This window comes from Modestobacter sp. VKM Ac-2983 (genome assembly GCF_026967885.1).
Taxonomy (GTDB): domain Bacteria; phylum Actinomycetota; class Actinomycetes; order Mycobacteriales; family Geodermatophilaceae; genus Modestobacter.
The window spans coordinates 523581-550400 of sequence record NZ_JAPVBK010000003.1 but is presented as its reverse complement, the minus strand read 5'-3'; the positions used below and the strand labels follow the sequence as shown (position 1 = coordinate 550400).

Annotated in this window: 30 protein-coding genes; 3 read left to right on the top strand and 27 right to left on the bottom strand. The window is 69.5% G+C overall.

Annotation, left to right across the window (positions count from 1 at the left end; all coding sequences use genetic code 11):
• Positions 1-35: 35 nt before the first annotated feature.
• The 22 genes from rplR to rpsL all read right to left on the bottom strand — a co-directional run bounded on the left by rplR (position 36) and on the right by rpsL (position 13357).
• The gene (rplR, locus tag O2W18_RS14600) at positions 36-452 is read right to left on the bottom strand and encodes a 50S ribosomal protein L18 (RefSeq protein WP_081975217.1); all 417 of its coding nucleotides are present in this window, start codon (positions 450-452) and stop codon (positions 36-38) included.
• Complete coding sequence (gene rplF / locus O2W18_RS14595) at positions 452-991, bottom strand: 50S ribosomal protein L6 (RefSeq protein ID WP_269188209.1); 540 nt, start codon at positions 989-991, stop codon at positions 452-454. The genes rplR and rplF overlap by 1 nt, the downstream gene beginning before the upstream one ends.
• 15 nt (positions 992-1006) lie before the next feature.
• Positions 1007-1417 (bottom strand): 30S ribosomal protein S8, encoded by a 411-nt coding sequence (gene rpsH, locus O2W18_RS14590; protein WP_036334288.1) that lies wholly within the window; start codon positions 1415-1417, stop codon positions 1007-1009.
• 133 nt (positions 1418-1550) lie between these two features.
• A complete protein-coding gene (locus O2W18_RS14585) occupies positions 1551-1736 on the bottom strand; it encodes a type Z 30S ribosomal protein S14 (RefSeq protein WP_036334286.1) in 186 nt (61 codons plus the stop codon).
• Between the two features lie 32 nt (positions 1737-1768).
• Positions 1769-2353: a 50S ribosomal protein L5 gene (gene rplE, locus O2W18_RS14580; protein WP_331254073.1), complete on the bottom strand. Its 585-nt coding sequence runs from the start codon at positions 2351-2353 to the stop codon at positions 1769-1771.
• A 5-nt stretch (positions 2354-2358) separates the two neighbouring features.
• Positions 2359-2706 carry a 50S ribosomal protein L24 gene (gene rplX, locus O2W18_RS14575; RefSeq protein ID WP_442928849.1) on the bottom strand — a complete coding sequence of 116 codons (348 nt, stop codon included), beginning with the start codon at positions 2704-2706 and terminating at the stop codon, positions 2359-2361.
• 2 nt (positions 2707-2708) lie between these two features.
• Positions 2709-3077 (bottom strand): 50S ribosomal protein L14, encoded by a 369-nt coding sequence (gene rplN, locus O2W18_RS14570; RefSeq protein ID WP_222050071.1) that lies wholly within the window; start codon positions 3075-3077, stop codon positions 2709-2711.
• 199 nt (positions 3078-3276) lie between these two features.
• Positions 3277-3582, bottom strand: a complete 306-nt coding sequence (gene rpsQ / locus O2W18_RS14565) for a 30S ribosomal protein S17 (protein ID WP_269170513.1) — start codon at positions 3580-3582, stop codon at positions 3277-3279.
• Complete coding sequence (rpmC, locus tag O2W18_RS14560; protein WP_014742850.1) at positions 3579-3812, bottom strand: 50S ribosomal protein L29; 234 nt, start codon at positions 3810-3812, stop codon at positions 3579-3581. Before rpmC ends, rpsQ begins: the two co-directional genes overlap by 4 nt.
• Positions 3812-4228 (bottom strand): 50S ribosomal protein L16, encoded by a 417-nt coding sequence (rplP, locus tag O2W18_RS14555; protein WP_269170512.1) that lies wholly within the window; start codon positions 4226-4228, stop codon positions 3812-3814. The genes rpmC and rplP overlap by 1 nt, the downstream gene beginning before the upstream one ends.
• A 3-nt stretch (positions 4229-4231) precedes the next feature.
• Positions 4232-5161: a 30S ribosomal protein S3 gene (gene rpsC, locus O2W18_RS14550; protein WP_269170511.1), complete on the bottom strand. Its 930-nt coding sequence runs from the start codon at positions 5159-5161 to the stop codon at positions 4232-4234.
• A complete protein-coding gene (gene rplV / locus O2W18_RS14545) occupies positions 5161-5628 on the bottom strand; it encodes a 50S ribosomal protein L22 (protein ID WP_442929139.1) in 468 nt (155 codons plus the stop codon). The genes rpsC and rplV overlap by 1 nt, the downstream gene beginning before the upstream one ends.
• Before the next feature lie 28 nt (positions 5629-5656).
• Positions 5657-5938 (bottom strand): 30S ribosomal protein S19, encoded by a 282-nt coding sequence (gene rpsS / locus O2W18_RS14540; RefSeq protein WP_036334275.1) that lies wholly within the window; start codon positions 5936-5938, stop codon positions 5657-5659.
• A gap of 22 nt (positions 5939-5960) precedes the next feature.
• Entirely contained in the window at positions 5961-6794 is an 834-nt protein-coding gene (rplB, locus tag O2W18_RS14535) for a 50S ribosomal protein L2 (RefSeq protein WP_269170510.1), read from the bottom strand.
• 54 nt (positions 6795-6848) lie between these two features.
• Positions 6849-7151, bottom strand: coding sequence for a 50S ribosomal protein L23 (gene rplW, locus O2W18_RS14530; protein ID WP_014742856.1), 303 nt, complete (start codon positions 7149-7151; stop codon positions 6849-6851).
• Positions 7148-7936, bottom strand: coding sequence for a 50S ribosomal protein L4 (rplD, locus tag O2W18_RS14525; protein ID WP_269188208.1), 789 nt, complete (start codon positions 7934-7936; stop codon positions 7148-7150). The genes rplW and rplD overlap by 4 nt, the downstream gene beginning before the upstream one ends.
• A complete protein-coding gene (rplC, locus tag O2W18_RS14520) occupies positions 7933-8598 on the bottom strand; it encodes a 50S ribosomal protein L3 (RefSeq protein WP_269170508.1) in 666 nt (221 codons plus the stop codon). Before rplC ends, rplD begins: the two co-directional genes overlap by 4 nt.
• Before the next feature lie 14 nt (positions 8599-8612).
• Positions 8613-8918 carry a 30S ribosomal protein S10 gene (gene rpsJ, locus O2W18_RS14515; RefSeq protein WP_014742859.1) on the bottom strand — a complete coding sequence of 102 codons (306 nt, stop codon included), beginning with the start codon at positions 8916-8918 and terminating at the stop codon, positions 8613-8615.
• A gap of 119 nt (positions 8919-9037) precedes the next feature.
• Positions 9038-10231 carry an elongation factor Tu gene (gene tuf / locus O2W18_RS14510; protein WP_269170507.1) on the bottom strand — a complete coding sequence of 398 codons (1194 nt, stop codon included), beginning with the start codon at positions 10229-10231 and terminating at the stop codon, positions 9038-9040.
• A 94-nt stretch (positions 10232-10325) separates the two neighbouring features.
• A complete protein-coding gene (gene fusA, locus O2W18_RS14505) occupies positions 10326-12425 on the bottom strand; it encodes an elongation factor G (RefSeq protein WP_269188207.1) in 2100 nt (699 codons plus the stop codon).
• A gap of 87 nt (positions 12426-12512) precedes the next feature.
• Positions 12513-12983 (bottom strand): 30S ribosomal protein S7, encoded by a 471-nt coding sequence (gene rpsG, locus O2W18_RS14500; protein WP_269159155.1) that lies wholly within the window; start codon positions 12981-12983, stop codon positions 12513-12515.
• A complete protein-coding gene (rpsL, locus tag O2W18_RS14495) occupies positions 12983-13357 on the bottom strand; it encodes a 30S ribosomal protein S12 (RefSeq protein ID WP_036334266.1) in 375 nt (124 codons plus the stop codon). Before rpsL ends, rpsG begins: the two co-directional genes overlap by 1 nt.
• A gap of 644 nt (positions 13358-14001) precedes the next feature.
• Here rpsL and O2W18_RS14490 point away from each other — a divergent pair.
• From O2W18_RS14490 to O2W18_RS14480, 3 genes are all read left to right on the top strand, one after another.
• On the top strand, positions 14002-14982 hold the full coding sequence (locus O2W18_RS14490; protein WP_269188206.1) for a hypothetical protein: 981 nt from the start codon (positions 14002-14004) through the stop codon (positions 14980-14982).
• A gap of 92 nt (positions 14983-15074) precedes the next feature.
• Positions 15075-15290 (top strand): hypothetical protein, encoded by a 216-nt coding sequence (locus O2W18_RS14485; protein WP_269188205.1) that lies wholly within the window; start codon positions 15075-15077, stop codon positions 15288-15290.
• A gap of 88 nt (positions 15291-15378) precedes the next feature.
• On the top strand, positions 15379-16419 hold the full coding sequence (locus tag O2W18_RS14480; RefSeq protein WP_269188204.1) for an LLM class F420-dependent oxidoreductase: 1041 nt from the start codon (positions 15379-15381) through the stop codon (positions 16417-16419).
• A gap of 112 nt (positions 16420-16531) precedes the next feature.
• Here the strand turns inward: O2W18_RS14480 and O2W18_RS14475 are convergent, their stop codons facing one another.
• The 5 genes from O2W18_RS14475 to rplA all read right to left on the bottom strand — a co-directional run bounded on the left by O2W18_RS14475 (position 16532) and on the right by rplA (position 26695).
• A complete protein-coding gene (locus tag O2W18_RS14475) occupies positions 16532-20431 on the bottom strand; it encodes a DNA-directed RNA polymerase subunit beta' (protein ID WP_269188203.1) in 3900 nt (1299 codons plus the stop codon).
• Between the two features lie 94 nt (positions 20432-20525).
• The gene (gene rpoB / locus O2W18_RS14470) at positions 20526-24035 is read right to left on the bottom strand and encodes a DNA-directed RNA polymerase subunit beta (protein WP_269188202.1); all 3510 of its coding nucleotides are present in this window, start codon (positions 24033-24035) and stop codon (positions 20526-20528) included.
• A gap of 571 nt (positions 24036-24606) precedes the next feature.
• The gene (gene rplL / locus O2W18_RS14465; protein WP_269188201.1) at positions 24607-24996 is read right to left on the bottom strand and encodes a 50S ribosomal protein L7/L12; all 390 of its coding nucleotides are present in this window, start codon (positions 24994-24996) and stop codon (positions 24607-24609) included.
• An 18-nt stretch (positions 24997-25014) separates the two neighbouring features.
• Positions 25015-25647 (bottom strand): 50S ribosomal protein L10, encoded by a 633-nt coding sequence (rplJ, locus tag O2W18_RS14460; protein ID WP_269170500.1) that lies wholly within the window; start codon positions 25645-25647, stop codon positions 25015-25017.
• 328 nt (positions 25648-25975) lie between these two features.
• Positions 25976-26695, bottom strand: a complete 720-nt coding sequence (gene rplA, locus O2W18_RS14455) for a 50S ribosomal protein L1 (RefSeq protein ID WP_269188200.1) — start codon at positions 26693-26695, stop codon at positions 25976-25978.
• Positions 26696-26820: the final 125 nt, after the last annotated feature.

The window sequence follows — 26820 nt, the reverse complement described above, 5'->3', positions numbered from 1 at the left end:
GACGTCCCTCTCGATCTGCTCAGTGATGGTGCTCATCAGAAGTCCAGCCCGCCTTCGCGGGCGCCGTCCGCCAGGGCGGCGATGCGCCCGGCGTACCGGTTGCCACCGCGGTCGAAGACGACGGCGGCGATCCCGGCGGCCTTGGCACGCTCCGCGACCAGGGCACCGACCTGACGGGCGAGTGCGGACTTGTCGCCCTCGGCGCCCTTCAGGCTGGCGTCCATGGTCGACGCACTGGCCAGGGTACGGCCCACCGTGTCGTCGACCACCTGGACGTGGATGTGCCGCGAGCTGCGCTTGACCACCAGGCGCGGGCGCTCCGGCGTACCGCCGACGCGCTTGCGGAGACGGTTGTGCCGGCGCAGCCGCGAGACGCGGCGCGCAGTGCTGACGTCGGTGCCGACGGGCTTGTGCACCCGGACACCCTTCTCGGTCTTGGCTGCCTGTGCCATCACTTGCCCGTCTTCCCGACCTTGCGCTTGACGACCTCGCCCTGGTACCGCACGCCCTTGCCCTTGTACGGGTCCGGGCGGCGGATCTTACGGATCTTGGCGGAGACCTCGCCGACCTGCTGCTTGTCGATCCCGCTCACCCGCAGGCGAGTGGGGGCCTCGACGGTGAAGGCGATCCCCTCAGGGGCCTTGACCAGCACCGGGTGGCTGAAGCCGAGGGCGAACTCGAGGTCCGACCCGCGGGCCTGCACGCGGTAGCCGACGCCGACGATCTCCAGGGTCTTCTCGTACCCCTGGGTGACGCCGGTGATCATGTTGGCGATGAGCGATCGCGAGAGGCCGTGCAGCGCCCGGCTCTCGCGCTCGTCGTTGGGACGCTGCACCAGCAGGGCCCCGTCCTCGCCGCGCTCGACGGTGATGGGAGCGGCCACTGTGTGGCTGAGCTTCCCCTTCGGCCCGGAGACGTTGACCGTTCGCCCGTCGATGGCGACGTCAACCCCGCTCGGCACCGGAATCGGGAGTCGTCCGATCCGTGACATGTCTGCTCGCTCCTCTTACCAGACGTAGGCGAGGACTTCCCCACCCACGCCCTTCTTGTTCGCCTGCTTGTCGGTCAGCAGCCCGGTGGAGGTGGAGATGATCGCCACCCCGAGGCCGCCCAGGACCTTGGGCAGGGCGGTCGACTTCGCGTAGACACGCAGGCCGGGCTTGGAGACCCGACGGACACCGGCGATGCTGCGCTCGCGGTTGGGGCCGTACTTGAGGGAGACCACGAGCTCCTTGCGGACGTGGCCTTCGACCTCGACGTCGTTGACGGTCCAGCCGCCGATGTAACCCTCCTGCTGGAGGATCGCGGCGACCTTCGTCTTGAGCTTCGACGACGGCATGGCCGCGGCGTCGTGGTACGCCTGGTTGGCGTTGCGGATCCGCGTGAGCATGTCCGCGATCGGGTCGGTCATCGTCATGGGTGCGTCGTGCCTCTCTCGCCGCGGTTCCGCACGCTGTCGTGCGCGGGCCTCTCGGCGACGTGGGTTGTGCTCCCGGGCGTGCCCGGGAGCGGGTGGCCCGCCCCGTGCGGGGCGGGCCGTACTGCGTCTGTTACCAGCTGGACTTGGTCACACCGGGCAGCTCGCCGGCGTGGGCCATCTCCCGCAGGCAGATCCGGCACAGGCCGAACTTGCGGAAGACCGCGTGGGGCCGACCGCACCGCTGGCAGCGGGTGTAGCCGCGGACGGCGAACTTCGGCGTGCGAGCCGCCTTGTTGACAAGGGCCTTCTTGGCCATCTCTTGGTCTCCTACCTTCTACGCAGACCGCGTCAGCGGGTGGTGTTCACGACGGTCTGGCCGGCGAAGGGGAACCCGAGCCGCGACAGCAGCTCCCGGCCCTCCTCGTCGGTGGTGGCGGTGGTCACCAGGGTGATGTCCATGCCCCGGGGCCGGTCGATCCTGTCGACGTCGATCTCGCGGAACATCGACTGCTCGGTCAGACCGAACGTGTAGTTGCCGTGGCCGTCGAACTGCTTGGGGCTCAGGCCGCGGAAGTCGCGGATGCGGGGCAGGGCCAGCGAGAGCAGCCGGTCCAGGAACTCCCACATGCGGTCGCCGCGGAGGGTGACCTTGGCGCCGATCGGCATGCCCTCGCGCAGCTTGAACTGCGCGATCGACTTGCGGGCCCGCACGACGGCGGGCTTCTGGCCGGTGATGGCGGTGAGGTCGCGGACCGCGCCGTCCATCAGCTTGGCGTCACGGGTGGCCTCGCCGACGCCCATGTTGACCACGATCTTCACGAGACCGGGGATCTGCATGACGTTGGGGTAGCCGAACTCGGACTGCAGGGCCGGGGCGATCTCCTCGCGGTACCGGGCCAGCATGCGGGGCAGCTCACGGGTGGGTGCGCTCATGGTGTTCAGAGGTCCTTACCGGTGCGCCGCGAAACCCGGATGTTGCGGCCTTCCTCGTCCTTGCGGTAGCCGACCCGGGTCGGCTTGTCCTCGGAGTCGATCACCATCACGTTGCTCACGTGGATGGCGGCCTCCTGCGTGACGATCCCGCCCTGCTGGGCACCGCGCTGGGTGGTGCTGATCCGGGTGTGCTTCTTCACCCGGCCGATGCCCTCCACCAGGACCTTCTGGGTCCGGGGGAAGGCCGCGATGACGCGGCCCTTGGCACCCTTGTCCTTGCCGGCCAGGACGACGACGGAGTCGCCCTTCTTGACCTTCATCGACGGGGTCTTCCCGCTCGTCGGCTGAGCCATGATCACAACACCTCCGGAGCGAGCGAGATGATCCGCATGAAGCGCTTGTCGCGCAGTTCCCGGCCCACCGGGCCGAAGATGCGCGTACCGCGCGGGTCCCCGGTGTCGCGGATGATCACCGCGGCGTTCTCGTCGAAGCGGATGTAGGAACCGTCCGGACGACGGCGCTCCTTGACCGTGCGGACGATGACGGCCTTGACCACATCGCCCTTCTTGACGCCTGCGCCCGGAAGCGCGTCCTTGACGGTGGCGACGATGACGTCACCGATGCCCGCGTAGCGACGCCCCGAGCCACCGAGCACCCGGATGCACAAGATCTCCTTGGCCCCGGTGTTGTCGGCGACCCTGAGCCGCGACTCCTGCTGGATCACTTCCTGCTCCTGAATCTGAGTGGTGACAGCCGGACCGGATCGGTGAACCGGCTGTCCGGTACCCACGTGCGGACGCACCGGCAGCGATGCCGCCGGTGCGTCCGTGCACGGGTTCCGGGATGTGGCGCGCACCGAAGAGCGCGCCAGTCGTCCAGGGTACTCCCTGCTCACCGACCCCGAGGGGCCGGCTGTCGACTTCTTACTTGGCCTTCTCCACGACCGACACCAGACGCCACCGCTTGGTGGCGGAGGTGGGGCGCGTCTCCATGATCTGCACCCGGTCGCCGATGCCGGCGGTGTTCTGCTCGTCGTGCGCCTTCAGCTTGCTGGTGCGGCGCAGGACCTTGCCGTAGAGCCCGTGCTTCACACGGTCCTCGACCTCGACGACGATGGTCTTGTCCATCTTGTCGCTGACGACCAGGCCCTCACGGACCTTGCGGTAGCCACGCCCGGCCAGGCCGGGCCCGGTCGAGGTCTCGGTGCTGGTGTTCGTGACCTCGCTCATGCGACACCCTCGTTCGGGGCGACCGAGAGACCGAGCTCGCGCTCGCGCATGATCGTGTAGATCCGGGCGATGTCGCGGCGGACGGTCTGCAGTCGCCGGTTGTTGTCCAGCTGGCCGGTGGCCACCTGGAACCGCAGGTTGAACAGCTCTTCGCGCGACTCGCGCAGCCGGGTGGCCAGCTCGTCGGCGGACAGCTCGCGCAGCTCAGGCGCAGTGAGGCCGGCGGCCATCACACCTCTCCTTCGCGAGTGATGAAGCGGCACTTCATGGGGAGCTTGTGGATCGCGCGGCGCATGGCCTCACGGGCCACCGGCTCGTCGACACCCGACAGCTCGAACATGATCCGACCGGGCTTGACGTTCGCCACCCACCACTCGGGCGAGCCCTTGCCGGAACCCATGCGGGTCTCGGCCGGCTTCTTGGTCAGCGGACGGTCGGGGTAGATCGAGATCCACACCTTCCCGCCACGCTTGATGTGACGGGTCATGGCGATACGAGCGGACTCGATCTGCCGGTTCGTCACGTAGGCGGGCTCGAGAGCCTGGATCGCGAAGTCACCGAAGTTGATCGCGGTGCCGCCCTTGGCCCGGCCAGTGCGGTCGGGGTGGTGCTGCTTGCGGTGCTTGACCCGACGCGGGATGAGCACTGGTCAGCCCTCCGTGTTCTCGGCGCCGGCGGCCTTCGCGGCCGCGGTGCCCTCAGCACCGGCTGCCTCGCCGATGCTCTGTGCGGGAGCAGCCTCACCCGAGGCGACGGCGACGGCACTGGTGGCGTCGGCGGGAGCCTCGGACGGCTGCTCGGTGGAGACCGGGGCGTCGGCCGCTGCGCGGCCGGCCTCGGTGCCCCCGGCGGTCGTGCCGGACGAGCCGGACCGACGCTGGGGACGCTGGGCCCGCTCACGGCGCTGCTGACGCTGGGCGAGGGCCTCGAGGGCCTCCCGCTCGGCGCGCGAGCCGCTGGCGTCACCCTTGTAGATCCACACCTTCACGCCGATGCGGCCGAAGGTCGTGCGGGCCTCGTAGATGCCGTAGTCGATGTTCGCGCGCAGCGTGTGCAGCGGGACGCGACCCTCGCGGTAGAACTCCGAGCGGCTCATCTCCGTGCCGCCGAGGCGACCGGAGCACTGCACCCGGATGCCCTTGACCTGCGGGCTGCGCTGCGCCGACTGCATGGCCTTGCGCATCGCACGACGGAAGCTCACGCGGCTGGACAGCTGCTCGGCGACACCCTGGGCGACCAGCTGCGCGTCGGACTCGGGGTTCTTCACCTCGAGGATGTTCAGCTGCACCTGCTTGCCGGTGAGCTTCTCGAGCTCACCCCGGATGCGGTCGGCCTCCGCGCCACGCCGGCCGATGACGATGCCCGGCCGGGCGGTGTGGATGTCCACTCGGACCCGGTCACGGGTGCGCTCGATCTCCACCTTCGAGATCCCGGCGCGCTCCATGCCCTTGCCCATGAGCTTCCGGATGGCCACGTCTTCCTTGACGTAGTCGGCGTACAGCTTGTCCGCGTACCACCGGGACTTGTAGTCGGTGGTGATGCCGAGCCGGAACCCGTGCGGGTTGACCTTCTGACCCACTAGCGGGTCCCTCCCCTCGTGTTGCTCTTCTGCTGCTGGGTGGCCGGGCCGGACTGCCCGGTCTCCCGACGTGCCTTGCGCGACCGCAGGGCCAGCTCAGCGCTCGAGCTCACCTCGGTCACCTCGACGGTGATGTGGCTGGTCCGCTTGTTGATGCGGAACGCCCGGCCCTGGGCCCGCGGACGGATCCGCTTGAGCGTGGGGCCCTCGTCGACGAACGCGGCGCTGACGACCAGCGCTGCGGGGTCCAACTGCAGGTTGTGCTCGGCGTTGGCGACCGCGCTGGCGACGACCTTGGCCACCGGCTCACTGGCGGTCTGCGGGGTGAAGCGCAGCAGCGCCATGGCCTCGTCGGTCGGCAGGTAGCGGATCATGTCCACCACCCGGCGTGCCTTCATGGGGGTGACGCTGACGAACCGGGCCGTGGCCCGGGCGACCGGCGTCTCCTGTCCCAACTGGGAAGTCATCTGGGTCTCTTCTCTACCTGGTCGTCGCTCAGCCGCGCCGCGACCGGCGGTCGTCCTTGACGTGCCCACGGAAGGTGCGCGTGGGCGCGAACTCGCCGAGCTTGTGCCCGACCATCGCCTCGGTGACGAACACCGGGACGTGCTTGCGGCCGTCGTGCACGGCGATCGTGTGCCCGAGCATGTCGGGGATGATCGTCGAACGCCGCGACCAGGTGCGGATGACGTTCTTGGTGCCCTTGTCGTTCTGGACGTCCACCTTGGCGAGCAGGTGGTCGTCGACGAACGGGCCCTTCTTCAGGCTGCGTGGCATGTCTGTCGGACTCCTTACCCGCTCAGCGCTTCTTGTTGGTGCGCCGGCGGCGCACGATCAGGGCATCACTGGCCTTGCGCTTGCGCGTCCGGCCCTCCGGCTTGCCCTTCGGGTTGACCGGGTGCCGGCCACCGGAGGTCTTGCCCTCACCACCACCGTGCGGGTGGTCCACCGGGTTCATGGCGACACCGCGGACGGTCGGGCGCTTGCCCTTCCACCGCATCCGGCCGGCCTTGCCCCAGTTGATGTTCGACTGCTCGGCGTTGCCGACCTCACCGATGGTGGCGCGGCACCGCACGTCCACGTTGCGGATCTCGCCCGAGGGCATCCGCAGCTGGGCGAAACGACCCTCACGGGCGACCAGCTGGACGCTCGTGCCGGCCGAGCGGGCGATCTTGGCCCCGCCACCGGGCCGCAGCTCGATGGCGTGGATGACCGTGCCGACCGGGATGTTGCGCAGCGGCAGGTTGTTGCCGGGCTTGATGTCGGCCGCGGGGCCGCACTCGACCACGTCGCCCTGCTTCAGCTTCGCCGGGGCGATGATGTAGCGCTTCTCCCCGTCGGCGAAGTGCAGCAGCGCGATGCGCGAGGTGCGGTTCGGGTCGTACTCGATGTGCGCGACCTTGGCCGGCACACCGTCCTTGTCGGCCCGGCGGAAGTCGATGAGACGGTAGGCGCGCTTGTGCCCGCCGCCCTGGTGACGAGCAGTCACACGACCGTGGACGTTGCGCCCGCCACGACCGTGCAGCGGTCGGACCAGCGACTTCTCGGGATGGTCGCGGGTGACCTCGGCGAAGTCGGCGACGGACGAGCCGCGGCGGCCCGGCGTCGTCGGCTTGTACTTACGGATGGCCATGGTTCCTCAGAGTCCCTGTCTGTTCTCTCTGGTCCGATCGGTGGTCACCGGCGCTCAGGCGCCGGGTCCACCGAAGAGCTCGATGCGGTCACCGGGGGCAACGGAGACGATGGCGCGCTTGGTGTCCTTGCGCTTCCCCATCACAGCGCCCTTGGAGCGCTTCCTCTTCCCCTGGCGGTTGATCGTGTTGACGGCGAGGACCTTCACGTTGAAGACCTGCTGCACAGCGATCTTGATCTGGGTCTTGTTCGCGTCGGGCCGGACGATGAACGTGTACTTGTTCTCGTCCAGGAGCCCGTAGCTCTTCTCCGAGATGACCGGGGACAGCAGCACGTCCCGGGGGTCGCGGACGCTCATGCCTTCTCCTCGGTCGTCTCGGTCGTGGTGGCCGGCGCGATCGAGGGCACGTCGCCGTCGATCTCGCGGGTCTCCAGGTCAGGGAGCTCGGCCGAGGAGGCCGCGCCCTTGCCGCCCCGGGCCGGGCCGGTGACGAACTCGTCCAGCGCGGTCTCGGTGAAGACGACCTCGTCGGACACCAGCACGTCGTAGGTGTTGAGCTGACCGGCCTCGATCAGGTGGACCCGCTGCACGTTCCGCAGGCTCACCCAGTTGAGGACGTCGTCCCGGTCGAGGACGACCAGCACGCGCTTGGCGGTGCTGATGGAGTCCAGGACCTTCAGCGCTGCCTTCGTCGAGGGCGCATCACCCTCGACGAACGCGGAGACGACGTGCACGCGGCCGTCCCGGGCCCGGTCGGAGAGGGCACCGCGCAGGGCGGCGGCCTTCATCTTCTTGGGCGTCTTCTGCTCGTAGTTGCGCGGCTGCGGGCCGTGCGAGATGCCACCGCCGGTGAACTGCGGCGAGCGAAGCGAACCCTGACGGGCCCGACCGGTGCCCTTCTGGCGGTACGGCTTGGCGCCGGTGCCGCTGACCTGGGCGCGCGTCTTGGTCGAGTGCGTGCCCTGGCGTGCCGCGGCCAGCTGGGCCACGACGACCTGGTGCAGCAACGAGACGTTGGCCGGGGCGTCGAAGAGCTCGCCGGGCAGCGTGACGCTGCCGGAGGTCTCCCCCGCCGGCGTCCGGACGTCGACCTGCCGGTCGGACCGGGTGTCGGTCGCGCCAGCCGATGTCGATGTGGTCACTTAGCGTCACTCCCTACGGGGCCACCCTTGACCGCGGAACGGACGAGCAGCAGCCCGCCGCGCGGACCGGGGACGGCGCCCTTGATGAGCACCAGGCCCTTCTCCGTGTCGACCTGGTGGACCTTCAGCGAGAGCGTGGTCGTGGTGACCGCACCCATGCGTCCGGCCATGCGCACGCCCTTGAAGACGCGACCCGGGGTCGAGGCCCCGCCGATCGAGCCGGGGGCGCGGTGCTTGCGGTGGGTGCCGTGACCCGCGCCGAGGCCCTTGAAGCCGTGACGCTTCATGACGCCGGCGGTGCCCTTGCCCTTGCTGGTGCCGATGACGTCGACCTTGGCCACGTCGGAGAAGACCTCGGCGGTCAGCTCCTGACCGACCGTGTAGTCAGCGGCGTCCTCGGTGCGCAGCTCGACCACGTGCCGGCGCGGCGTGACGCCCGCCTTGGCGAAGTGCCCGCCCTCGGGCTTGTTCACCTTGCGGGGGTCGATCGCACCGAAGCCGAGCTGGACGGCCGAGTAGCCGTCCTTCTCGGGGGTGCGCACCTGGGTGACCACGCACGGGCCCGCCTTGATGACGGTCACCGGCACGATGCGGTTGTTCTCGTCGAATACCTGGGTCATCCCCAGCTTCTCGCCGAGGAGACCACGGAATGTGCTCGCCATGTCTGGGACAGCCCTTACTGGATGTTGACGTCGACCGAGGCCGGCAGGTCGATGCGCATCAGCGCGTCGACCGTCTTCGGCGTCGGGTCGAGGATGTCGATGAGCCGCTTGTGCGTACGCATCTCGAAGTGCTCGCGCGAGTCCTTGTACTTGTGCGGCGAGCGGATGACGCAGTACACGTTCTTCTCCGTCGGCAGCGGCACTGGGCCGACGACGCGCGCTCCGGTCTTCGTCACCGTGTCCACGATGCGCCGAGCCGAGGCATCGATCGCCTCGTGGTCGTAGGCCTTCAGCCGGATGCGGATCTTCTGTCCCGCCATCGGTTGTCTTCGCTCCTGCCGATCGGTTGTGAAAGTACAAGTGGGTCTGCTGACCCTGGGTCGGTATCCCCGACCCGGCTGACGGGCGGCGGCCGATGAGGCCGCCGCCCGTCAGGGTGTCACTGGTTGATCTTGACGACCCGGCCGGCGCCGACGGTGCGGCCACCCTCGCGGATGGCGAAGCGCAGGCCCTCCTCCATGGCGATCGGCTGGATCAGCTCGACCGACATCTCGGTGTTGTCGCCGGGCATGACCATCTCGGTGCCCGCAGGCAGCGTGACGACGCCGGTGACGTCCGTGGTCCGGAAGTAGAACTGCGGACGGTAGTTGTTGAAGAACGGCGTGTGCCGGCCACCCTCGTCCTTCGAGAGGATGTAGACCGAGCCCTCGAAGTTCGTGTGCGGGGTGATCGAACCCGGCTTCACGACGACCTGGCCGCGCTCGACGTCCTCGCGCTTGATGCCACGCAGCAGCAGACCGACGTTGTCACCGGCCTGGCCCTGGTCGAGCAGCTTGCGGAACATCTCGACGCCGGTGACGGTCGTCTTGGTCGAGGTCGGGCGGATGCCGACGATCTCGATCTCCTCGGAGACCTTGACGATGCCGCGCTCGACGCGACCGGTGACGACCGTGCCACGACCGGTGATCGTGAAGACGTCCTCGACGGGCATGAGGAACGGCTTGTCGATCTCACGCTCGGGCTCGGGGATCGCCGTGTCGACGGCGTTCATGAGCTCCATGAGCTTGTCGCCCCACTCGGCGTCGCCCTCGAGCGCCTTCAGCGCCGAGACGCGGACCACGGGGAGGTCGTCGCCCGGGAACTCGTACTCGGACAGCAGCTCGCGGACCTCCAGCTCGACGAGCTCGAGGATCTCCTCGTCGTCGACCATGTCGGCCTTGTTCAGCGCGACCACGATGTAGGGAACGCCGACCTGGCGGGCCAGGAGGACGTGCTCCTTGGTCTGCGGCATCGGGCCGTCGGTGGCGGCCACCACGAGGATGGCGCCGTCCATCTGCGCCGCACCCGTGATCATGTTCTTGATGTAGTCGGCGTGCCCGGGGCAGTCGACGTGCGCGTAGTGCCGGTTCTCGGTCTGGTACTCGACGTGGGCGATCGAGATCGTGATGCCGCGGGCCTTCTCCTCGGGCGCCTTGTCGATCATGTCGAAGGCGGACGCCTCGTTGAGGGTCGGGTACTTGTCGTGCAGCACCTTGGTGATCGCCGCGGTCAGCGTCGTCTTGCCGTGGTCGATGTGCCCGATGGTGCCGATGTTGACGTGCGGCTTGGTCCGCTCGAACTTGGCCTTGGCCACTGGGATCCTCTCTCCGTGTCTTCGCAGTCGTGCTCGTGTCTGGGGTGGTCCGTGCTCGGGGGGCGGGCCCGGGGTACCCGGGCCCGCCGTCCCGTTACTCGCCGGTCGCCTTGGCGATGATCTCCTTGGCGACGTTGGCCGGGACCTCGGCGTAGGTGTCGAACACCATGGTGTAGCTCGCCCGCCCCTGGGTGCGGCTGCGCAGGTCGCCCACGTAGCCGAACATCTCCGACAGCGGCACCAGGGCCCGGACGACGCGAGCGCCGGAGCGCTCCTCCATCGCCTGGATGGTCCCGCGGCGGGAGTTCAGGTCGCCGATGACGTCGCCCATGTTCTCTTCAGGGGTGACGACCTCGACCGCCATCATCGGCTCCAGCAGGGCCGGGCTGGCCTTGCGGGCAGCCTCCTTGAAGGCGATCGACCCGGCGATCTTGAAGGCCATCTCCGAGGAGTCGACCTCGTGGTACTGGCCGTCCAGGAGGGAGGCCTTGACGCCGACCATCGGGTAGCCGGCGAGGATGCCGTACTGCATGGCGTCCTGCATGCCGGCGTCGACCGACGGGATGTACTCCCGCGGGATGCGCCCACCCGTGACCTTGTTCTCGAACTCGTAGGTCGCCGAGTCGCCGCTCATCACGAGCGGCTCGAGGGCGATCTGCACCTTCGCGAACTGCCCGGAGCCACCCGTCTGCTTCTTGTGCGTGTAGTCGTAGCGCTCGACGGCCTTGCGGATCGTCTCGCGGTAGGCCACCTGCGGCTTGCCGACGTTGGCCTCGACGCGGAACTCGCGGCGCATGCGGTCGACCAGGATCTCCAGGTGCAGCTCGCCCATCCCGGAGATGACCGTCTGACCGGTCTCCTCGTCCAGCTTGACCTGGAAGGTGGGGTCCTCCTCGGCCAGCTTCTGGATGGCCATGCCCAGCTTCTCCTGGTCGCCCTTGGTCTTGGGCTCGATCGCCACCGAGATGACCGGGGCGGGGAAGGTCATCGACTCGAGGATGACCGGGCTCTGCGGGTCGCAGAGGGTGTCACCCGTCGTCGTCTGCTTCATCCCGTTGACGGCGACGATCTCGCCGGCGCCCACGCCCGCGCGCTCTTCACGCTTGTTCGCGTGCATCTGGTAGATCTTCCCGACCCGCTCCTTGCGGTCCTTGGTGCTGTTCAGCACCGGGGAACCCGCCTCGAGCTTGCCGGAGTAGACCCGGATGTAGGTCAGCTTGCCCAGGTGCTGGTCCGTCTGGATCTTGAAGGCCAGCGCGGAGAACGGCTCGTTCTCGTCGGCGTGCCGCAGGACCTCGGTCTCGCCGTCCAGTGCGGTGCCGACGATCGACTCGACGTCCAGCGGGCTGGGCAGGTAGTCGACGACCGCGTCGAGCAGGGGCTGCACGCCCTTGTTCTTGAAGGCCGTGCCGGTGAGCACCGGGTTGACCTGGCCGGCGATCGTCGCCTTGCGAATCGCGGCCTTGAGGCGCTCGGGGGCGATCTCCTCGCCGGCGAGGTAGTCCTCCATCAGCGAGTCGTCGAAGTCCGCGATGTTCTCGAGGAGCTTCTCGCGGTACTCGGCGGCCTGGTCGGTGAGCTCGGCCGGGATCTCCTCGATGGAGTAGTCCTCGCCCATCTTGGTCTCACCACGCCAGGTGAGTGCGCGCATGTAGACCAGGTCGACGACGCCGATGAAGTCGGCCTCGGCCCCGATGGGCAGCTGCAGCACCAGCGGGTTGGCCGCGAGGCGCTCGACCATCATGTCGACGCAGCGGAAGAAGTCCGCACCGGTGCGGTCGAGCTTGTTGACGAAGCACATGCGCGGGACGCTGTACTTCTCCGCCTGCCGCCAGACCTGCTCGGTCTGCGGCTCGACACCGGCCACCCCGTCGTAGACCGCGACGGCGCCGTCGAGCACCCGCAGCGACCGCTCCACCTCGACGGTGAAGTCGACGTGACCCGGGGTGTCGATGATGTTGATGTCGTGGTCCGCCCAGGAGCACTTCGTCGCGGCGGACGTGATGGTGATGCCGCGCTCCTGCTCCTGCTCCATCCAGTCCATCGTGGCCGCGCCGTCGTGGACTTCACCGATCTTGTAGTTGATACCGGTGTAGAAGAGGATCCGCTCGGTCGTGGTCGTCTTGCCGGCGTCGATGTGCGCCATGATCCCGATGTTGCGGGTCTTGGCGAGTTGGGCCTCGTTCTGGGCCATTACGTCACTCCTCTTCTGTCTCGTCCGTGCGCGGCGCCCGGGGGTCGCCCGGGTCCACCGCGGGCAGCGGCTGCTGAGGGACTGTCGTCACCAGCGGTAGTGCGCGAAGGCCTTGTTCGACTCGGCCATCTTGTGCGTGTCCTCGCGGCGCTTGACCGCGGCACCGAGACCGTTGCTGGCGTCCAGCAGCTCGTTCATCAGGCGCTCGGTCATCGTCTTCTCGCGGCGTGCCCGGCTGTACTGGATGAGCCAGCGCAGGCCGAGGGTGGTGCTGCGGGAGGGACGGACCTCGATCGGCACCTGGTACGTGGCACCACCGACGCGGCGGCTGCGCACCTCGAGGGCGGGCTTCACGTTGTCCAGCGCACGCTTGAGCGTGACGACCGGGTCGGTGTCGTTCTTCGCCCGGACGCCCTCGAGGGCGCCGTAGACGATCGCCTCGGCGATGGAGCGCTTGCCGTCGACCAGCACCTTGTTCACCAGCTGGGTCACCAGCTGGGACTGGTAGACCGGGTCGGCGACGAGCGGACGCTTCGGCGCGGGGCCCTTGCGCGGCATTAGCTCTTCTCCTTCTTCGCGCCGTAGCGGCTGCGAGCCTGCTTGCGGCCGCGGACGCCCTGGGTGTCCAGCGAGCCGCGAATGATCTTGTACCGGACGCCGGGGAGGTCCTTCACCCGGCCGCCGCGCACGAGCACCATCGAGTGCTCCTGCAGGTTGTGGCCGACGCCCGGGATGTAGGCGGTCACCTCGACGCCGCTGGTGAGGCGGACGCGAGCGACCTTGCGCAGCGCCGAGTTCGGCTTCTTCGGCGTCGTCGTGTAGACGCGCGTGCACACGCCGCGGCGCTGAGGGGATCCCTTCAACGCCGGGGTCTTGGTCTTCTCGACCTTGTCCTCGCGGCCCTTGCGGACCAGCTGCTGGATCGTGGGCATGGGTGGCCTGGATCTCCTGCCTGCGCTGGGTCGTGCTGTGGATGTGGTGCACTGCTGTGGTGTGCCCGGTCGCCCGGCCCTCTCGAGTCTGCCCGCGACCCACCCTCCGACCCCCGCGTTCGGGCGTGTCGCCCTTCGCGAGAACCGGCCAGTTGATCGAACCGGACTCATCGCCCCTCGCGACTCGGCACCGGCCACACCACCTTGCAGTGGGCCCCGTCTGTGACGGGAGTGGCCCCCGGCATCCACTCGATCCGAGGATCGATGGACACCCAGGTGCACCGCGAACGGGAGCAGGCCCAGTCATCCTGGGCACAGCTGACCACAGTACCCGGCCCTGCCGGACCGGTCAAAGCCGGGTCGACATGTGGGCTGCGCACCGGGGTCAGCCGGTCTGTCCTGCACCAACTGGCGGTGTACCGGGCACATTCCCGGGCGCTGCACGCAGCTGCCCGAGGGGTCGTGCCGGCAACGTACCCGAGTCGGACGGCGGCGGGCAGGTGCACCGCCACCGTGGACCGGGGCCGTTCGTCCGCGTCGCTTCTGTCGGACTCCCGCCCTACGGTCGGTGCTGACCCGCTCACGTCACGCGCCCAGTCCGTCCCGCACCCAGTCAGTGGTGCCCCTGCCGCCCGGAGGTAGCCGTGCTCCCCGACAACGCCCGCGAACTGAAGGCCCGGCTGTCCAAGCGGCTGAGCGAGGTGCCGCCGTCCAGCGTCGTCGCGAGCTCGGTCGACGGGCCCTCCCGGTGGAGCGGGGTGGCCCTGGGACTGACCCCGGTCGCCGGGGGGCAGGTGCACCTGGCGATCCGGCTGATCGAGCCGGCCGACGCCGAGGTGGTGCTCGCCGGGTTGGACGCCGGCGCCCGGGAGGAGGTCGACGTCCGGGTCATCGGACCGGTCCGGCCGCTGGGCTCCCCCACCCCCGAGGAGCTGAGGAGGCGCGGCCGTCCGTTGCGGCCAGGGGCGTCGATCAGCCATCGGGACGTCACCGCCGGGACCCTCGGGGGGTTCGTCCGGCGCGCCGGCGGTGCCGGGTTGCTGGTGCTGAGCAACAACCACGTGCTGGCCGACAGCGACGCCGCCACGGAGGGGGACCCGGTGCTGCAGCCGGGCGTCGCCGACGGCGGTCTCGAGACCGACCGCATCGGTGGGCTGACCTCCTTCGTCCGGTTCCGGGGCAAGCCCGGGAACCTCGTCGACGCCGCGGTCGCTGCCCTGGACTCGGGCATGGACGCCGATCCCGCCGGCTACCCCGGGGGCCCGCTCTCCGCCGCGGTGGCGGCCGCGGACGAGACCGACCCCGAGGAGCTGGTGGAGAAGGTGGGGCGCACCACCGGCCACACCCACGGGCGGATCACCGCCGTCGAGGTGGACGGCGTCGGGGTGCAGTACGACGACGTCGTCCACACCTTCGACGACCAGGTGGAGATCGAGGGCCTCACCGGCGCCTTCAGCGCCGGCGGTGACAGCGGGTCGGTGATCTGGCGCAGCCGGGACCGCGCCCCGCTGGGGCTGCTGTTCGCCGGCTCCACCACCGGCGGCAGCGCCGGGGGCGGCGTCACGTTCGCCAACCCGCTGGCCACCGTGCTGCGCGAACTCGACGTCGAGTGGTTCGCGGGCTGAGTCGCGAGGACCACCGGCTGGGGAGCCCCGGAGGGAGGGCGCCGGTGGCCGTTGCCCTGTCCGGATCCCGCGAGGAGGGGCACCATGGGTGCATGACCGACCGCGCCTCCGCCCGGGCTGCCAAGAACGCGCTGGCCTCGCGCTTCGCCTCCGACCCGGGCGTCGCCGGCGTCGGGCTCGCGCGGCAGGCCGCCGACTACGTGGTCCGGGTCGACCTGACCGAGCCCGGCGCCGGCGCCCGGGTACCGGCCGACGTCGACGGCGTGCGGGTCGTCACCCAGGTGATCGGCACCGTCCGCGCCCTCTGAACCGCCCCACGGCCCCGCTCCCCCGCCAGGCCGTTACCGTCGCGGCACGTGGCACCGACGTGGGTGCCGCGAACGCCGAGGAGGACGCGTGCGCATCGGGATCCAGGCCAGCTACGCCGGTGACTTCAAGCAGACCGCGGAGGAGATCCGCGACCTGGAGTCCGCTGGGCTCGACGTCGCGATGTGCGCGGAGGTGTACACGTTCGACGCGGTCAGCCAGCTGGGCTACCTCGCGGCCGTGACCGACCGGGTCGAGCTGATGAGCGGCATCCTGCCCATCTACAGCCGCACGCCCGCGCTGATCGCGATGACCGCGGCCGGCCTGGACTTCGTGTCCGGCGGTCGGTTCACCCTCGGGCTCGGCGCCTCTGGCCCGCAGGTCATCGAGGGGTGGCACGGGCTGCCGTACGACGCCCCACTGCAGCGGACCCGCGAGATCGTGGAGATCTGTCGCCAGGTGTGGCGGCGCGAGCGGCTGGAGCACGACGGCAAGAAGTACCAGGTGCCGCTGCCGGCCGACCAGGGCACCGGCCTCGGCAAGCCGCTCAAGCTGATCAACACCCCGGTCCGGCCCCGGATCCCGGTGCTGCTGGCCGCGCTCGGCCCGAAGAACGTCGAGCTCGCCGCAGAGATCGCGGAGAAGTGGGAGCCGATCTTCTTCCACCCCGAGCGCGCTGCCGACGTGTGGGGCGCCTCGCTCCAGGCGGGCAAGGCCAAGCGGGACCCGTCGCTGGGTGAACTCGACGTCGTTGTCGGAGTGCCGGTGGCGATCGGTGAGAACGTCGACCACCTGGTCGAGGCAGTACGGCCGGGGATCGCGCTCTACGTCGGCGGCATGGGTGCCAAGGGCAAGAACTTCTACAACGACCTGGCCCGCCGGTACGGCTACGAGGCCGAGGCGGAGGCCATCCAGGAGCTGTACCTGGCCGGCCGGAAGGACGAGGCGGCGGCCGCCGTCCCGGAGGACCTGGTGCGGGCGACGTCCCTGATCGGGTCGGAGTCCTACGTGTCCGAGCGGATCGCCGCATTCGCCGAGGCCGGGGTGACCACGCTGAACCTGCAGCCTCTCGACGACAGCCGGGAGGGCCGACTCCGCACCGTCGAGACGATGCGCCGCCTGGCCGGCTGAGCCGCGGCGAGCCGGGGTCGCCCGGCTCCTTGCGTCACGTGACACGGCAGGACGCAGAGAGGCCCCGCACGCCGGCTGGCGTGCGGGGCCTCTCTGTCACTCACTCAGCGCATCAGCGCCAGTCGTACTCCTCGAGCCGGACGGCCTCGCCCGTGCCCTGACCGAAGACGTCCGGGCTGTAGTACTGCCCGTCGTCGTAGCCGGCCATGGTGTAGACGGCGGCGCGCGCCTCCTCGGTGGGCTCGACCGTGATGTTCCGGTAGCGGCTGATACCGGTACCGGCCGGGATCAGCTTCCCGATGATCACGTTCTCCTTGAGCCCGAGCAGGCTGTCGCTCTTGCCCTGGATGGCGGCGTCGGTGAGGACCTTCGTCGTCTCCTGGAAGGAGGCGGCCGACAGCCACGACTCCGTCGCCAGCGACGCCTTGGTGATCCCCATCAGCACCGGGCGGGCCGAGGCGGGCTCGGCGCCCTCGGCGACCACGCGACGGTTCTCCGTCTCGAACAGGGTCCGCTCGACCAGCGCACCGGGCAGGAACTCCGTCGCGCCCGAGTCGATGATGGTCACCCGCTTCAGCATCTGGCGGATGATCACCTCGATGTGCTTGTCGTGGATCGACACACCCTGGCTGCGGTAGACCTCCTGGACCTCGCGCACCAGGTGCAGCTGCACCTCACGCGGGCCCATGATCCGCAGCACCTCGTGCGGGTCGACCGCACCCTCGGTCAGCTGCTCGCCGACCTCGACGTGCCCGCCGTCCTCGACCCGCAGCCGCGAGCGACGCGACAGCTTGTCGTAGACGACCTCCTCGGACCCGTCGTCCGGGGTGATGGTGAGCTTGCGGAACTGGTCGCCGTCCTCGATCCGGACGGTGCCGGCCAGCTCGGCGATCGGGGCCTTGCCCTTGGGGACACGGGCCTCGAAGAGCTCGACCACACGCGGCAGACCGTGGGTGATGTCGGCACCGGCCACACCACCGGTGTGGAAGGTGCGCATGGTCAGCTGCGTACCCGGCTCACCGATCGACTGGGCGGCGATGATGCCGACCGCCTCGCCGACGTCCACGAGCTTGCCCGACGCGAGCGACCGGCCGTAGCAGGTGGCGCAGGTGCCCAGCAGCGACTCGCAGGTGAGCACGCAGCGCACCTTGACCTCGGCGACACCGGCGTCGACGAGCTGAGCGATCAGCACGTCGCCCAGGTCCGCCCCGGCCGGGGCGATCTGGGTGCCGTCGGCGGCGACCACGTCCGCGGCCAGTGCACGGGCGTAGACGCTGGTCTCCACGTGGGCGTCACGGATGACCGTGCCGTCCACCACGGTGCCGATCGGCATGATCACGCCGCGCTCGGTGCCGCAGTCCTCCTCGCGGATGATGACGTCCTGCGAGACGTCGACCAGCCGGCGGGTGAGGTACCCGGAGTCAGCGGTCCGCAGCGCGGTGTCGGCCAGGCCCTTGCGGGCACCGTGCGTGGAGATGAAGTACTCCAGCACCGACAGACCCTCCCGGAAGTTGGCCTTGATCGGCCGCGGGATGATCTCGCCCTTCGGGTTGGCCACCAGGCCACGCATGCCGGCGATCTGGCTGATCTGCATCATGTTGCCGCGAGCGCCGGAGTTGACCATGACCCAGACCGGGTTGGTGGTCGGGAAGTTGTCGACCATCGCCTGGCTGACCTCGGCGCGTGCCCGCGTCCAGATCTCGATGAGCTCGGAACGACGCTCGGCGTCGGTGATGACCCCGCGCTCGTACTGACGCTCGATCTTCCGGGCCTCGTCCTCGTGCCGCTCCAGGATCGCGGCCTTCACCGGCGGGGTGACGACGTCGTCGATCGCGATCGTCACGCCCGAACGGGTCGCCCAGCGGAACCCGGCCGACTTGAGGGCGTCCAGCGTCGCCGCCACCTGCACCTTCGGGTAGCGCTCGGCGAGGTCGTTGACGATCGCGCCCAGCGCCTTCTTCGGCACCTGGTAGTTGACGAACCGGTAGTCCTCCGGCAGGGCCTCGTTGAAGAGGACCCGGCCCAGGCTGGTGGAGACGAGGGCCGGCTGGCCGGGCTCCCAGCCCTCGGGGGCCTCCCACGGGTCGTTCGGGCCGCTGTCGACGCCGAAGACCTCGTCGAGGCGGATGAGGACCCGCTCCTGCAGCCCGAGCACGCCCTTGTCGAAGGCCATGACGGCCTCCGCGGTCGTGGAGTAGGACTTCGGCCGCTCACCCTCGGGCACCTCGACCGTCCCGGAGAGGGAGGTCAGGTGGTAGAGGCCCAGCACCATGTCCTGGGTCGGCGCGGTGATCGGGCGACCATCGGCCGGGCTCAGGATGTTGTTGCTGGACAGCATGAGGATGCGGGCCTCGGCCTGCGCCTCGGCGGACAGCGGCAGGTGCACCGCCATCTGGTCACCGTCGAAGTCGGCGTTGAACGCGGTGCAGACCAGCGGGTGGATCTGGATGGCCTTGCCCTCGACCAGCTGGGGCTCGAAGGCCTGGATGCCCAGACGGTGGAGGGTCGGCGCCCGGTTCAGCAGCACCGGGTGCTCGGTGATGACCTCTTCGAGGACGTCCCACACGACCGGCCGCGCGCGCTCCACCATCCGCTTGGCGGACTTGATGTTCTGCGCGTGGTTGAGGTCCACCAGCCGCTTCATCACGAAGGGCTTGAACAGCTCCAGGGCCATCTGCTTGGGCAGACCGCACTGGTGCAGCTTCAGCTGGGGGCCGACGACGATGACCGAACGGCCGGAGTAGTCGACGCGCTTGCCCAGCAGGTTCTGGCGGAAACGACCCTGCTTGCCCTTGAGCAGGTCGCTCAGGGACTTCAGCGGACGGTTGCCCGGACCGGTGACCGGCCGGCCACGACGGCCGTTGTCGAACAGCGCGTCCACGGACTCCTGGAGCATCCGCTTCTCGTTGTTGACGATGATCTCCGGCGCACCCAGGTCGAGCAGTCGCTTGAGCCGGTTGTTCCGGTTGATCACCCGGCGGTACAGGTCGTTCATGTCGCTGGTCGCGAAGCGCCCACCGTCCAGCTGCACCATGGGGCGCAGGTCCGGCGGGATCACCGGCACGCAGTCCAGCACCATGCCCATGGGCGAGTTCTGGGTCTGCTGGAACGCCGCGACGACCTTCAGCCGCTTGAGGGCCCGCAGCTTGCGCTGACCCTTGCCGCTGCGGATGGTCTCGCGCAGCGAGATGGCCTCGGCGTCGAGGTCGAAGCCGGCGAGCAGCTTCTGCAGCGCCGCAGCGCCCATGCCGCCCTCGAAGTACTCACCGAAGCGGTCGCGCAGCTCGCGGTAGAGGCCCTCGTCGGCGATGAGCTGCTTGACCTCGAGCTTGCGGAAGGTGTCCATCACCTCTTCGAGGCGGTCGATCTCCCGCTGGGCCCGGTCGCGCAGCTGGCGCATCTCGCGCTCGCCGCCCTCGCGCACCTTGCGGCGCACGTCGGACTTGGCACCCTCGGCCTCCAGCTCGGCGAGGTCGGCCTCCAGCTTCTGCTGGCGGGCCTCCACGTCGGCGTCGCGGCGACCCTCGAGGTTGGACTTCTCAGCGCTGATCTCGGCCTCGACGGTCGGCAGGTCGCGGTGACGCGCCTCGTCGTCGACGGCGGTGATCATGTAGGCAGCGAAGTAGATGATCTTCTCGAGGTCCTTGGGCGCCAGGTCGAGCAGGTAGCCCAGGCGCGAGGGAACGCCCTTGAAGAACCAGATGTGGGTGACCGGCGCGGCCAGCTCGATGTGGCCCATCCGCTCACGACGCACCTTGGCGCGAGTGACCTCGACGCCGCAGCGCTCGCAGATGATGCCCTTGAAGCGGACCCGCTTGTACTTGCCGCAGTAGCACTCCCAGTCCCGGGTGGGACCGAAGATCTTCTCGCAGAACAGACCGTCCTTCTCCGGACGGAGAGTGCGGTAGTTGATGGTCTCGGGCTTCTTCACCTCGCCGTGTGACCACTGGCGGATGTCGTCACCGCTGGCCAGACCGATGCGCAGTTCGTCGAAGAAGTTGACGTCGAGCACTCGATGTACCCCTTTCCGGGGCTAGTTCTTCGCTTCTAGTCGATGAGGGTTGGTGCCGGCCGGCCCTGACTGCTCAGGGCCGGCCGGCGGCCGATCAGACGTCCTCGACGGACGACGGCTCGCGACGGCTGAGGTCGATGCCCAGCTCCTCCGCGGCGCGGAAGACCTCGTCGTCGGTGTCACGCAGCTCGATCGCCTGCCCGTCGCCGGAGAGGACCTCCACGTTCAGGCAGAGCGACTGGAGCTCCTTGAGCAACACCTTGAAGGACTCCGGGATGCCCGGCTCCGGGATGTTCTCGCCCTTGACGATCGCCTCGTACACCTTGACGCGGCCGAGGATGTCGTCGGACTTGATGGTGAGGAGCTCCTGCAGCGCGTAGGCGGCGCCGTAGGCCTGCATCGCCCAGCACTCCATCTCACCGAAGCGCTGACCACCGAACTGCGCCTTACCACCCAGCGGCTGCTGCGTGATCATCGAGTACGGGCCGGTCGAGCGGGCGTGGATCTTGTCGTCGACCAGGTGCAGCAGCTTCAGGATGTAGACGTAGCCCACCGAGATCGGCTCGGGGAAGGGCTCCCCGGAGCGACCGTCGAACAGCCGCGCCTTGCCGGTCTCCTTGACCATCCGGTTGCCGTCGCGGTTCGGGATCGTCGAGCCCAGCAGGCCGATGATCTCCTCTTCCTTGGCACCGTCGAAGACGGGGGTCGCGGTGCGGGTGCCCGGTGCGGCCTGGCGCGCAGCACCAGGCAGCTTGGCCGCCCACTCCGGGGTGCCCTCGACCTCCCAGCCGGTCTTGGCGATCCACCCGAGGTGGGTCTCCAGCACCTGGCCGACGTTCATCCGGCCGGGCACGCCCAGCGGGTTGAGCACGATGTCGACCGGGGTGCCGTCCTCGAGGAACGGCATGTCCTCCTGCGGGAGGATCTTGGAGATGACGCCCTTGTTCCCGTGGCGGCCGGCCAGCTTGTCGCCGTCGCTGATCTTGCGCATCTGGGCCACGTAGACCCGGATGAGCTCGTTCACGCCGGCGGGCAGCTCGTCGCCGTCCTCGCGGGAGAAGACCCGGACGCCGATGACCTTGCCGGACTCACCGTGCTTCACCTTGAGGCTGGTGTCGCGCACCTCGCGGGCCTTCTCACCGAAGATCGCCCGCAGCAGCCGCTCCTCGGGGGTCAGCTCGGTCTCGCCCTTGGGCGTGACCTTGCCGACGAGGATGTCGCCGGGGACGACCTCGGCACCGATCCGGATGATCCCGCGCTCGTCGAGGTCGGCGAGGACCTCCTCGGAGACGTTCGGGATGTCCCGGGTGATCTCCTCGGCACCGAGCTTGGTGTCGCGGGCGTCGACCTCGAACTCCTCGATGTGGATCGAGGACAGGACGTCGTCCTGCACGAGGCGCTGCGACAGGATGATCGCGTCCTCGTAGTTGTGCCCCTCCCAGGGCATGAAGGCGACGAGCAGGTTCTTGCCCAGCGCCATCTCGCCCTCGTCGGTGCAGGGCCCGTCGGCGACGACCTGACCGACCTCGACCCGCTGGCCCTCTTCGACCACCGGGCTCTGGTTGATCGAGGTGCCCTGGTTCGAGCGCTGGAACTTCAGCAGACGGTAGGTCTGCCGGGTCCCGTCGTCGGCCATCACGGTGACGTAGTCGGCGGTGGAGTCCTCGACCACGCCGGCCTTCTCCGCCACCACGACGTCGCCGGCGTCGACGGCGGCACGCAGCTCCATGCCGGTGCCGACCAGCGGCGCCTCGCTGCGCAGCAGCGGCACCGCCTGACGCTGCATGTTCGCGCCCATCAGGGCCCGGTTCGCGTCGTCGTGCTCGAGGAACGGGATCATCGCCGTCGCGACCGAGGTCATCTGCCGCGGCGAGACGTCCATGTAGTCGACGTTCTCCGGCGCGAGGTCGGTGGTCTCGCCGCCCTTGGTGCGGACCAGGACCAGGTCCTCGGCGAACCGGCCCGTCGCGTCCAGCGGCGAGTTGGCCTGCGCGACGACGAAGCGGTCCTCCTCGTCAGCGGTGAGGTAGTCGATCTGGTCGGTGACCGTGCCGTTCTCGACCTTGCGGTACGGGGTCTCGATGAACCCGAAGGGGTTGACCCGGCCGAACGAGGACAGCGAGCCGATCAGGCCGATGTTCGGGCCTTCCGGCGTCTCGATCGGGCACATCCGGCCGTAGTGGCTCGGGTGCACGTCGCGGACCTCCATGCCCGCGCGCTCACGGGACAGACCACCCGGACCCAGCGCCGACAGGCGGCGCTTGTGGGTCAGGCCCGCGAGCGGGTTGGTCTGGTCCATGAACTGCGAGAGCTGGCTGGTGCCGAAGAACTCCTTGATGGAGGCGACGACCGGCCGGATGTTGATCAGGGTCTGCGGCGTGATCGCCTCGACGTCCTGGGTCGTCATCCGTTCGCGGACGACGCGCTCCATGCGGGAGAGACCGACCCGGATCTGGTTCTGGATCAGCTCGCCGACCGTGCGCAGGCGCCGGTTGCCGAAGTGGTCGATGTCGTCGACGCCGTGGTCGGGCTCGCCGGCGTGCAGACGCACGACGTACTCGATCGTCGCGACGATGTCGTCCTCGGTCAGCGTGGAGGTGCCCTTGGGCACCTCGACGCCGAGCTTCTTGTTCACCTTGTAGCGGCCGACCTTCGCCAGGTCGTAGCGCTTCGGGTTGAAGAAGAGGTTCTCCAGCAGCGCCTGCGCCGACTCACGCGTCGGCGGCTCGCCCGGGCGCAGCTTGCGGTAGATGTCCAGCAGCGCCTCGTCCTGGCCGGCGAGGTGGTCCTTCTCCAGGGTGGCCAGCATCGTGGGCGACCACTGGAAGTGCTCGCGGATGCGGTCCTCGGTCCAGCCGAGGGCCTTGAGCAGGACGCTCACCGGCTGACGGCGCTTGCGGTCGATCCGGACGCCGACGGTGTCGCGCTTGTCGACGTCGAACTCCAGCCACGCACCGCGGCTGGGGATCACCTTGGCGCTGTAGACGTCCTTGTCCGACGTCTTGTCCAGGCTCTTGTCGAAGTAGACGCCGGGGCTGCGGACCAGCTGGGAGACGACGACGCGCTCGGTCCCGTTGATGACGAACGTGCCCTTGCTCGTCATCACCGGGAAGTCGCCCATGAACACCGTCTGGCTCTTGATCTCGCCGGTGGTGTTGTTCATGAACTCGGCGGTGACGAACAGCGGCGCCGCGTAGGTCATGTCCTTGTCCTTGCACTCCTCGAGGGACGCCTTGACGTCCTCGAAGCGCGGGTTGGAGAAGGACAGCGACATCGAGCCGCTGAAGTCCTCGATCGGGGAGATCTCCTCGAGGATCTCCGCCAGGCCGCCCACCGCGCCGGCCTGCTCCTCGGGAGCGAGGGTGGCCCGCCACGCGGGGCTCCCGACCAGCCAGTCGAAGGAGGCGGTCTGGAGCGCGAGCAGGTCCGGGACCTCGAGCGGCTCGTGGATCTTGGCGAACGAGACGCGCAGCGGCGCGCCGGGGATCTTCTGGTGGTCGGTGCCGCCGGTGCGGGGACCGGGCTGCACGTCGACCGCGGTGGTCGGGGTGCTGCTGGACTCGGTGGTGCCGGGGGTGATGCTGGTGGGGCGAGAGCCTGCCAAGATGCGTCCTTTCGAGGACCTCACGACGTGCGGGCGGTGGGTGCAGTTCGTCCTGGGTCGTCGTCGTTGTCGGCGAGGCTGACCGCGGATGCCTGCCCCGTCGGTACGGTCAACACGGGGTCTCCCGGAGCCGTTCCCGGGCACCCCTCGTGACCCGTCTCGGCGGGCTGGCAGTCAGAGGGCAGCGCAACAGGAGACCCTACCCCTGCTCAGCGCCGGTGTCCACGTCGGGCCGCCGGAGCGGCCGGGGACCCACCCACGAGGGGTGTCCGGTGCCCACCCGGCCCGGGGAGCACTGGGCTCCGGAGGAGGAGCGCAGCGCCGCGGGATCGGGGGCGAGCGAGGCGAGTGCCCTGCCGATGATGCCAGTGCGGCAGCCCAGCGGGAACTGCCACGCCGGGACCTGTGGGTGAACGACGCGCCTACGGAGACCCGGCCAGGGGCGACCGGACGGCGCACCGGAGCGATCTGGACGCACGACAGGGGCCGACCCACCGGAGTGGATCGGCCCCTGTCGTCAGTGCGGGGTGGTGCTACCCGGCCGCCGCGGGGGCGGCGGCCGGGTGGGGGGTCACTTGACGGTGACGGTGGCGCCGGCGCCCTCGAGGGCGGCCTTGGCCTTCTCCGCAGCGTCCTTGGCGACCTTCTCCAGGACCGGCTTCGGCGCGTTGTCGACCAGGTCCTTGGCCTCCTTGAGGCCGAGCGAGGTCAGGCCGCGCACCTCCTTGATGACCTGGATCTTCTTGTCACCGGCGGACTCGAGGACGACGTCGAACTCGTCCTGCTCGACCGGCGCCTCGGCAGCGGCGCCGCCTCCGGCACCAGCGGCAGCCGCGACGGCGACCGGAGCGGCAGCGGTGACGTCGAAGGTGGTCTCGAACTCCTTCACGAAGTCCGACAGCTCCAGGAGGGTCATCTCCTTGAAGGCGTCGAGCAGCTCGTCAGTGGAAAGCTTGGCCATGGTGTCTCCTTGAGGGGGTCAGTCGGTGCTGGCCGCGGAGTCCGCGGCAGCACTCTCGTCGTTGGTGGCCGGGGCGGCCGGGGTGGTGTCAGCAGCAGAGTCGGCGGGAGCAGCGTCGTCCGAGGCAGCAGCGCCCTCGGCCGGCTTCTTCTCCTTGAGGGCCTCGGCCAGTCGGGCGACCTGCGACAGCGGGGCCTGGAACAGCCCGGCAGCCTTGGTGAGGTTGCCCTTCATGGCGCCGGCCAGCTTGGCCAGCAGGACCTCACGGGACTCGACGTCGGCGAGGCGGGTGACCTCGGCTGCGTCGACCGTGCGGCCCTCGACCACGCCGCCCTTGATGACCAGCAGCGGGTTGGCCCGCGCGAAGTCACGGATGGCCTTGGCGGCCTCGACCGGGTCGCCCTCGATGAAGGCGATCGCGGTGGGGCCGTTGAGCAGCGGGGCCAGGTCGGAGTGACCGACCGAGTCCGCTGCACGCTTCGTCAGGGTGTTCTTGACGACGGCGTAGCTGCTGCCCGCACCGAGGGAACGACGCAGCTCGGTCAGCTGCGCCACGGTCAGCCCGCGGTACTCGGTGAGCACGGCCGCGCTGGACTTCTGGAACCGCTCGGTGATCTCTTCGATCACCGCGGCCTTCGCCTGCGTGGGCATGGGCCTCCTCTCGTCTGTCGGGCGACCACCGGCGACGAGCGCCCGGGGCGATCGGGCCCGGAGACGAGGAACGCCCCGGCGCAGGGCGCACGGGGCGAGGGACGATCACGGTGCGGGCGCTGGGCCCGTGCCGCGACACGTTCGTCGAACCGTCCACCTGCGCGGGTCGTCCGGTCGTTTCCGGACCTTCGATCGCACGCGGACGTGCGACGACCAGCGGTCTTGGGGGGAACAGCGGCAAGAGTACACGCCCCTGCCGGACCGGACGCAGCAGGGCCCCGCAGCGACGTGCGCTGCGGGGCCCTGGTGCGGGGACGGCGTCCGTCGATCAGGCGGAGGGCTCGTCCACGGTGAGGTTGCGGGTGCGGTTGGGGTCGACCTGGATGCCCGGGCCCATGGTGGTGGAGACGGTGATCTTCCTCAGGTACCGGCCCTTGGCCGCGGACGGCTTGGCCCGCAGCACCTCGTCGAGGGCGGCGGCGTAGTTCTCCACCAGCTTGGTCTGGTCGAAGGACGTCTTGCCGATCACCAGGTGCAGGTTGGCCTGCTTGTCGACGCGGAAGTTGATCTTCCCGCCCTTGATGTCGTTGACGGCCTTGGTGACGTCGGGGGTCACCGTGCCCGTCTTCGGGTTCGGCATCAGGCCACGGGGCCCGAGGATCCGGGCGATGCGACCGACCTTCGCCATCTGGTCCGGGGTGGCGATCGCGGCGTCGAAGTCCAGGAAACCGCCCTGGATCTGCTCGATCAGGTCGTCGGAGCCCACGACGTCGGCGCCGGCGGCCTCGGCCTCGGCTGCCTTGTCGCCGGTCGCGAAGACGATGACGCGAGCGGTCTTGCCGGTGCCGTGCGGCAGGTTGACCGTGCCACGGACCATCTGGTCGGCCTTGCGGGGGTCGACCCCGAGCCGGATGGCGACCTCGACGGTCGCGTCGTACTTGGTGATCGAGGTCTCCTTGGCGAGACCGGCGGCCTGCAGCGGGCTGTACAGGTTGTCCGCGTCGACCAGCTCAGCGACCTTGCGGTAGTTCTTGCCGTGCTTTGCCATGGTGGTTCTCCTTCCCCCCCGGAGCGGGGGTCGCGTGGTGCGCGGGCCTGGCGAGGCCCTCCCACGAGTACTGGCCGGGTCCGCGTGGACCCGGGTCGTGCAACGCCGCCGTCAGCCGGCGGCTG

What these genes read in the sequence shown, in the direction of transcription:
- rplR (WP_081975217.1), bottom strand. Translation starts at nt 452, where the DNA reads ATGGCACAGGCAGCCAAGACCGAGAAGGGTGTCCGGGTGCACAAGCCC.
- rplF (WP_269188209.1), bottom strand. Translation starts at nt 991, where the DNA reads ATGTCACGGATCGGACGACTCCCGATTCCGGTGCCGAGCGGGGTTGAC.
- rpsH (WP_036334288.1), bottom strand. Translation starts at nt 1,417, where the DNA reads ATGACGATGACCGACCCGATCGCGGACATGCTCACGCGGATCCGCAAC.
- O2W18_RS14585 (WP_036334286.1), bottom strand. Translation starts at nt 1,736, where the DNA reads ATGGCCAAGAAGGCCCTTGTCAACAAGGCGGCTCGCACGCCGAAGTTC.
- rplE (WP_331254073.1), bottom strand. Translation starts at nt 2,353, where the DNA reads ATGAGCGCACCCACCCGTGAGCTGCCCCGCATGCTGGCCCGGTACCGC.
- rplX (WP_442928849.1), bottom strand. Translation starts at nt 2,706, where the DNA reads ATGGCTCAGCCGACGAGCGGGAAGACCCCGTCGATGAAGGTCAAGAAG.
- rpsQ (WP_269170513.1), bottom strand. Translation starts at nt 3,582, where the DNA reads ATGAGCGAGGTCACGAACACCAGCACCGAGACCTCGACCGGGCCCGGC.
- rpmC (WP_014742850.1), bottom strand. Translation starts at nt 3,812, where the DNA reads ATGGCCGCCGGCCTCACTGCGCCTGAGCTGCGCGAGCTGTCCGCCGAC.
- rplV (WP_442929139.1), bottom strand. Translation starts at nt 5,628, where the DNA reads ATGACTTCCCAGTTGGGACAGGAGACGCCGGTCGCCCGGGCCACGGCC.
- rpsS (WP_036334275.1), bottom strand. Translation starts at nt 5,938, where the DNA reads ATGCCACGCAGCCTGAAGAAGGGCCCGTTCGTCGACGACCACCTGCTC.
- rplB (WP_269170510.1), bottom strand. Translation starts at nt 6,794, where the DNA reads ATGGCCATCCGTAAGTACAAGCCGACGACGCCGGGCCGCCGCGGCTCG.
- rplW (WP_014742856.1), bottom strand. Translation starts at nt 7,151, where the DNA reads ATGAGCGTCCGCGACCCCCGGGACGTGCTGCTGTCCCCGGTCATCTCG.
- rplC (WP_269170508.1), bottom strand. Translation starts at nt 8,598, where the DNA reads ATGGCGAGCACATTCCGTGGTCTCCTCGGCGAGAAGCTGGGGATGACC.
- rpsJ (WP_014742859.1), bottom strand. Translation starts at nt 8,918, where the DNA reads ATGGCGGGACAGAAGATCCGCATCCGGCTGAAGGCCTACGACCACGAG.
- fusA (WP_269188207.1), bottom strand. Translation starts at nt 12,425, where the DNA reads ATGGCCCAGAACGAGGCCCAACTCGCCAAGACCCGCAACATCGGGATC.
- rpsG (WP_269159155.1), bottom strand. Translation starts at nt 12,983, where the DNA reads ATGCCGCGCAAGGGCCCCGCGCCGAAGCGTCCGCTCGTCGCCGACCCG.
- rpsL (WP_036334266.1), bottom strand. Translation starts at nt 13,357, where the DNA reads ATGCCCACGATCCAGCAGCTGGTCCGCAAGGGCCGCGAGGACAAGGTC.
- O2W18_RS14485 (WP_269188205.1), top strand. Translation starts at nt 15,075, where the DNA reads ATGACCGACCGCGCCTCCGCCCGGGCTGCCAAGAACGCGCTGGCCTCG.
- rplL (WP_269188201.1), bottom strand. Translation starts at nt 24,996, where the DNA reads ATGGCCAAGCTTTCCACTGACGAGCTGCTCGACGCCTTCAAGGAGATG.
- rplJ (WP_269170500.1), bottom strand. Translation starts at nt 25,647, where the DNA reads ATGCCCACGCAGGCGAAGGCCGCGGTGATCGAAGAGATCACCGAGCGG.
- rplA (WP_269188200.1), bottom strand. Translation starts at nt 26,695, where the DNA reads ATGGCAAAGCACGGCAAGAACTACCGCAAGGTCGCTGAGCTGGTCGAC.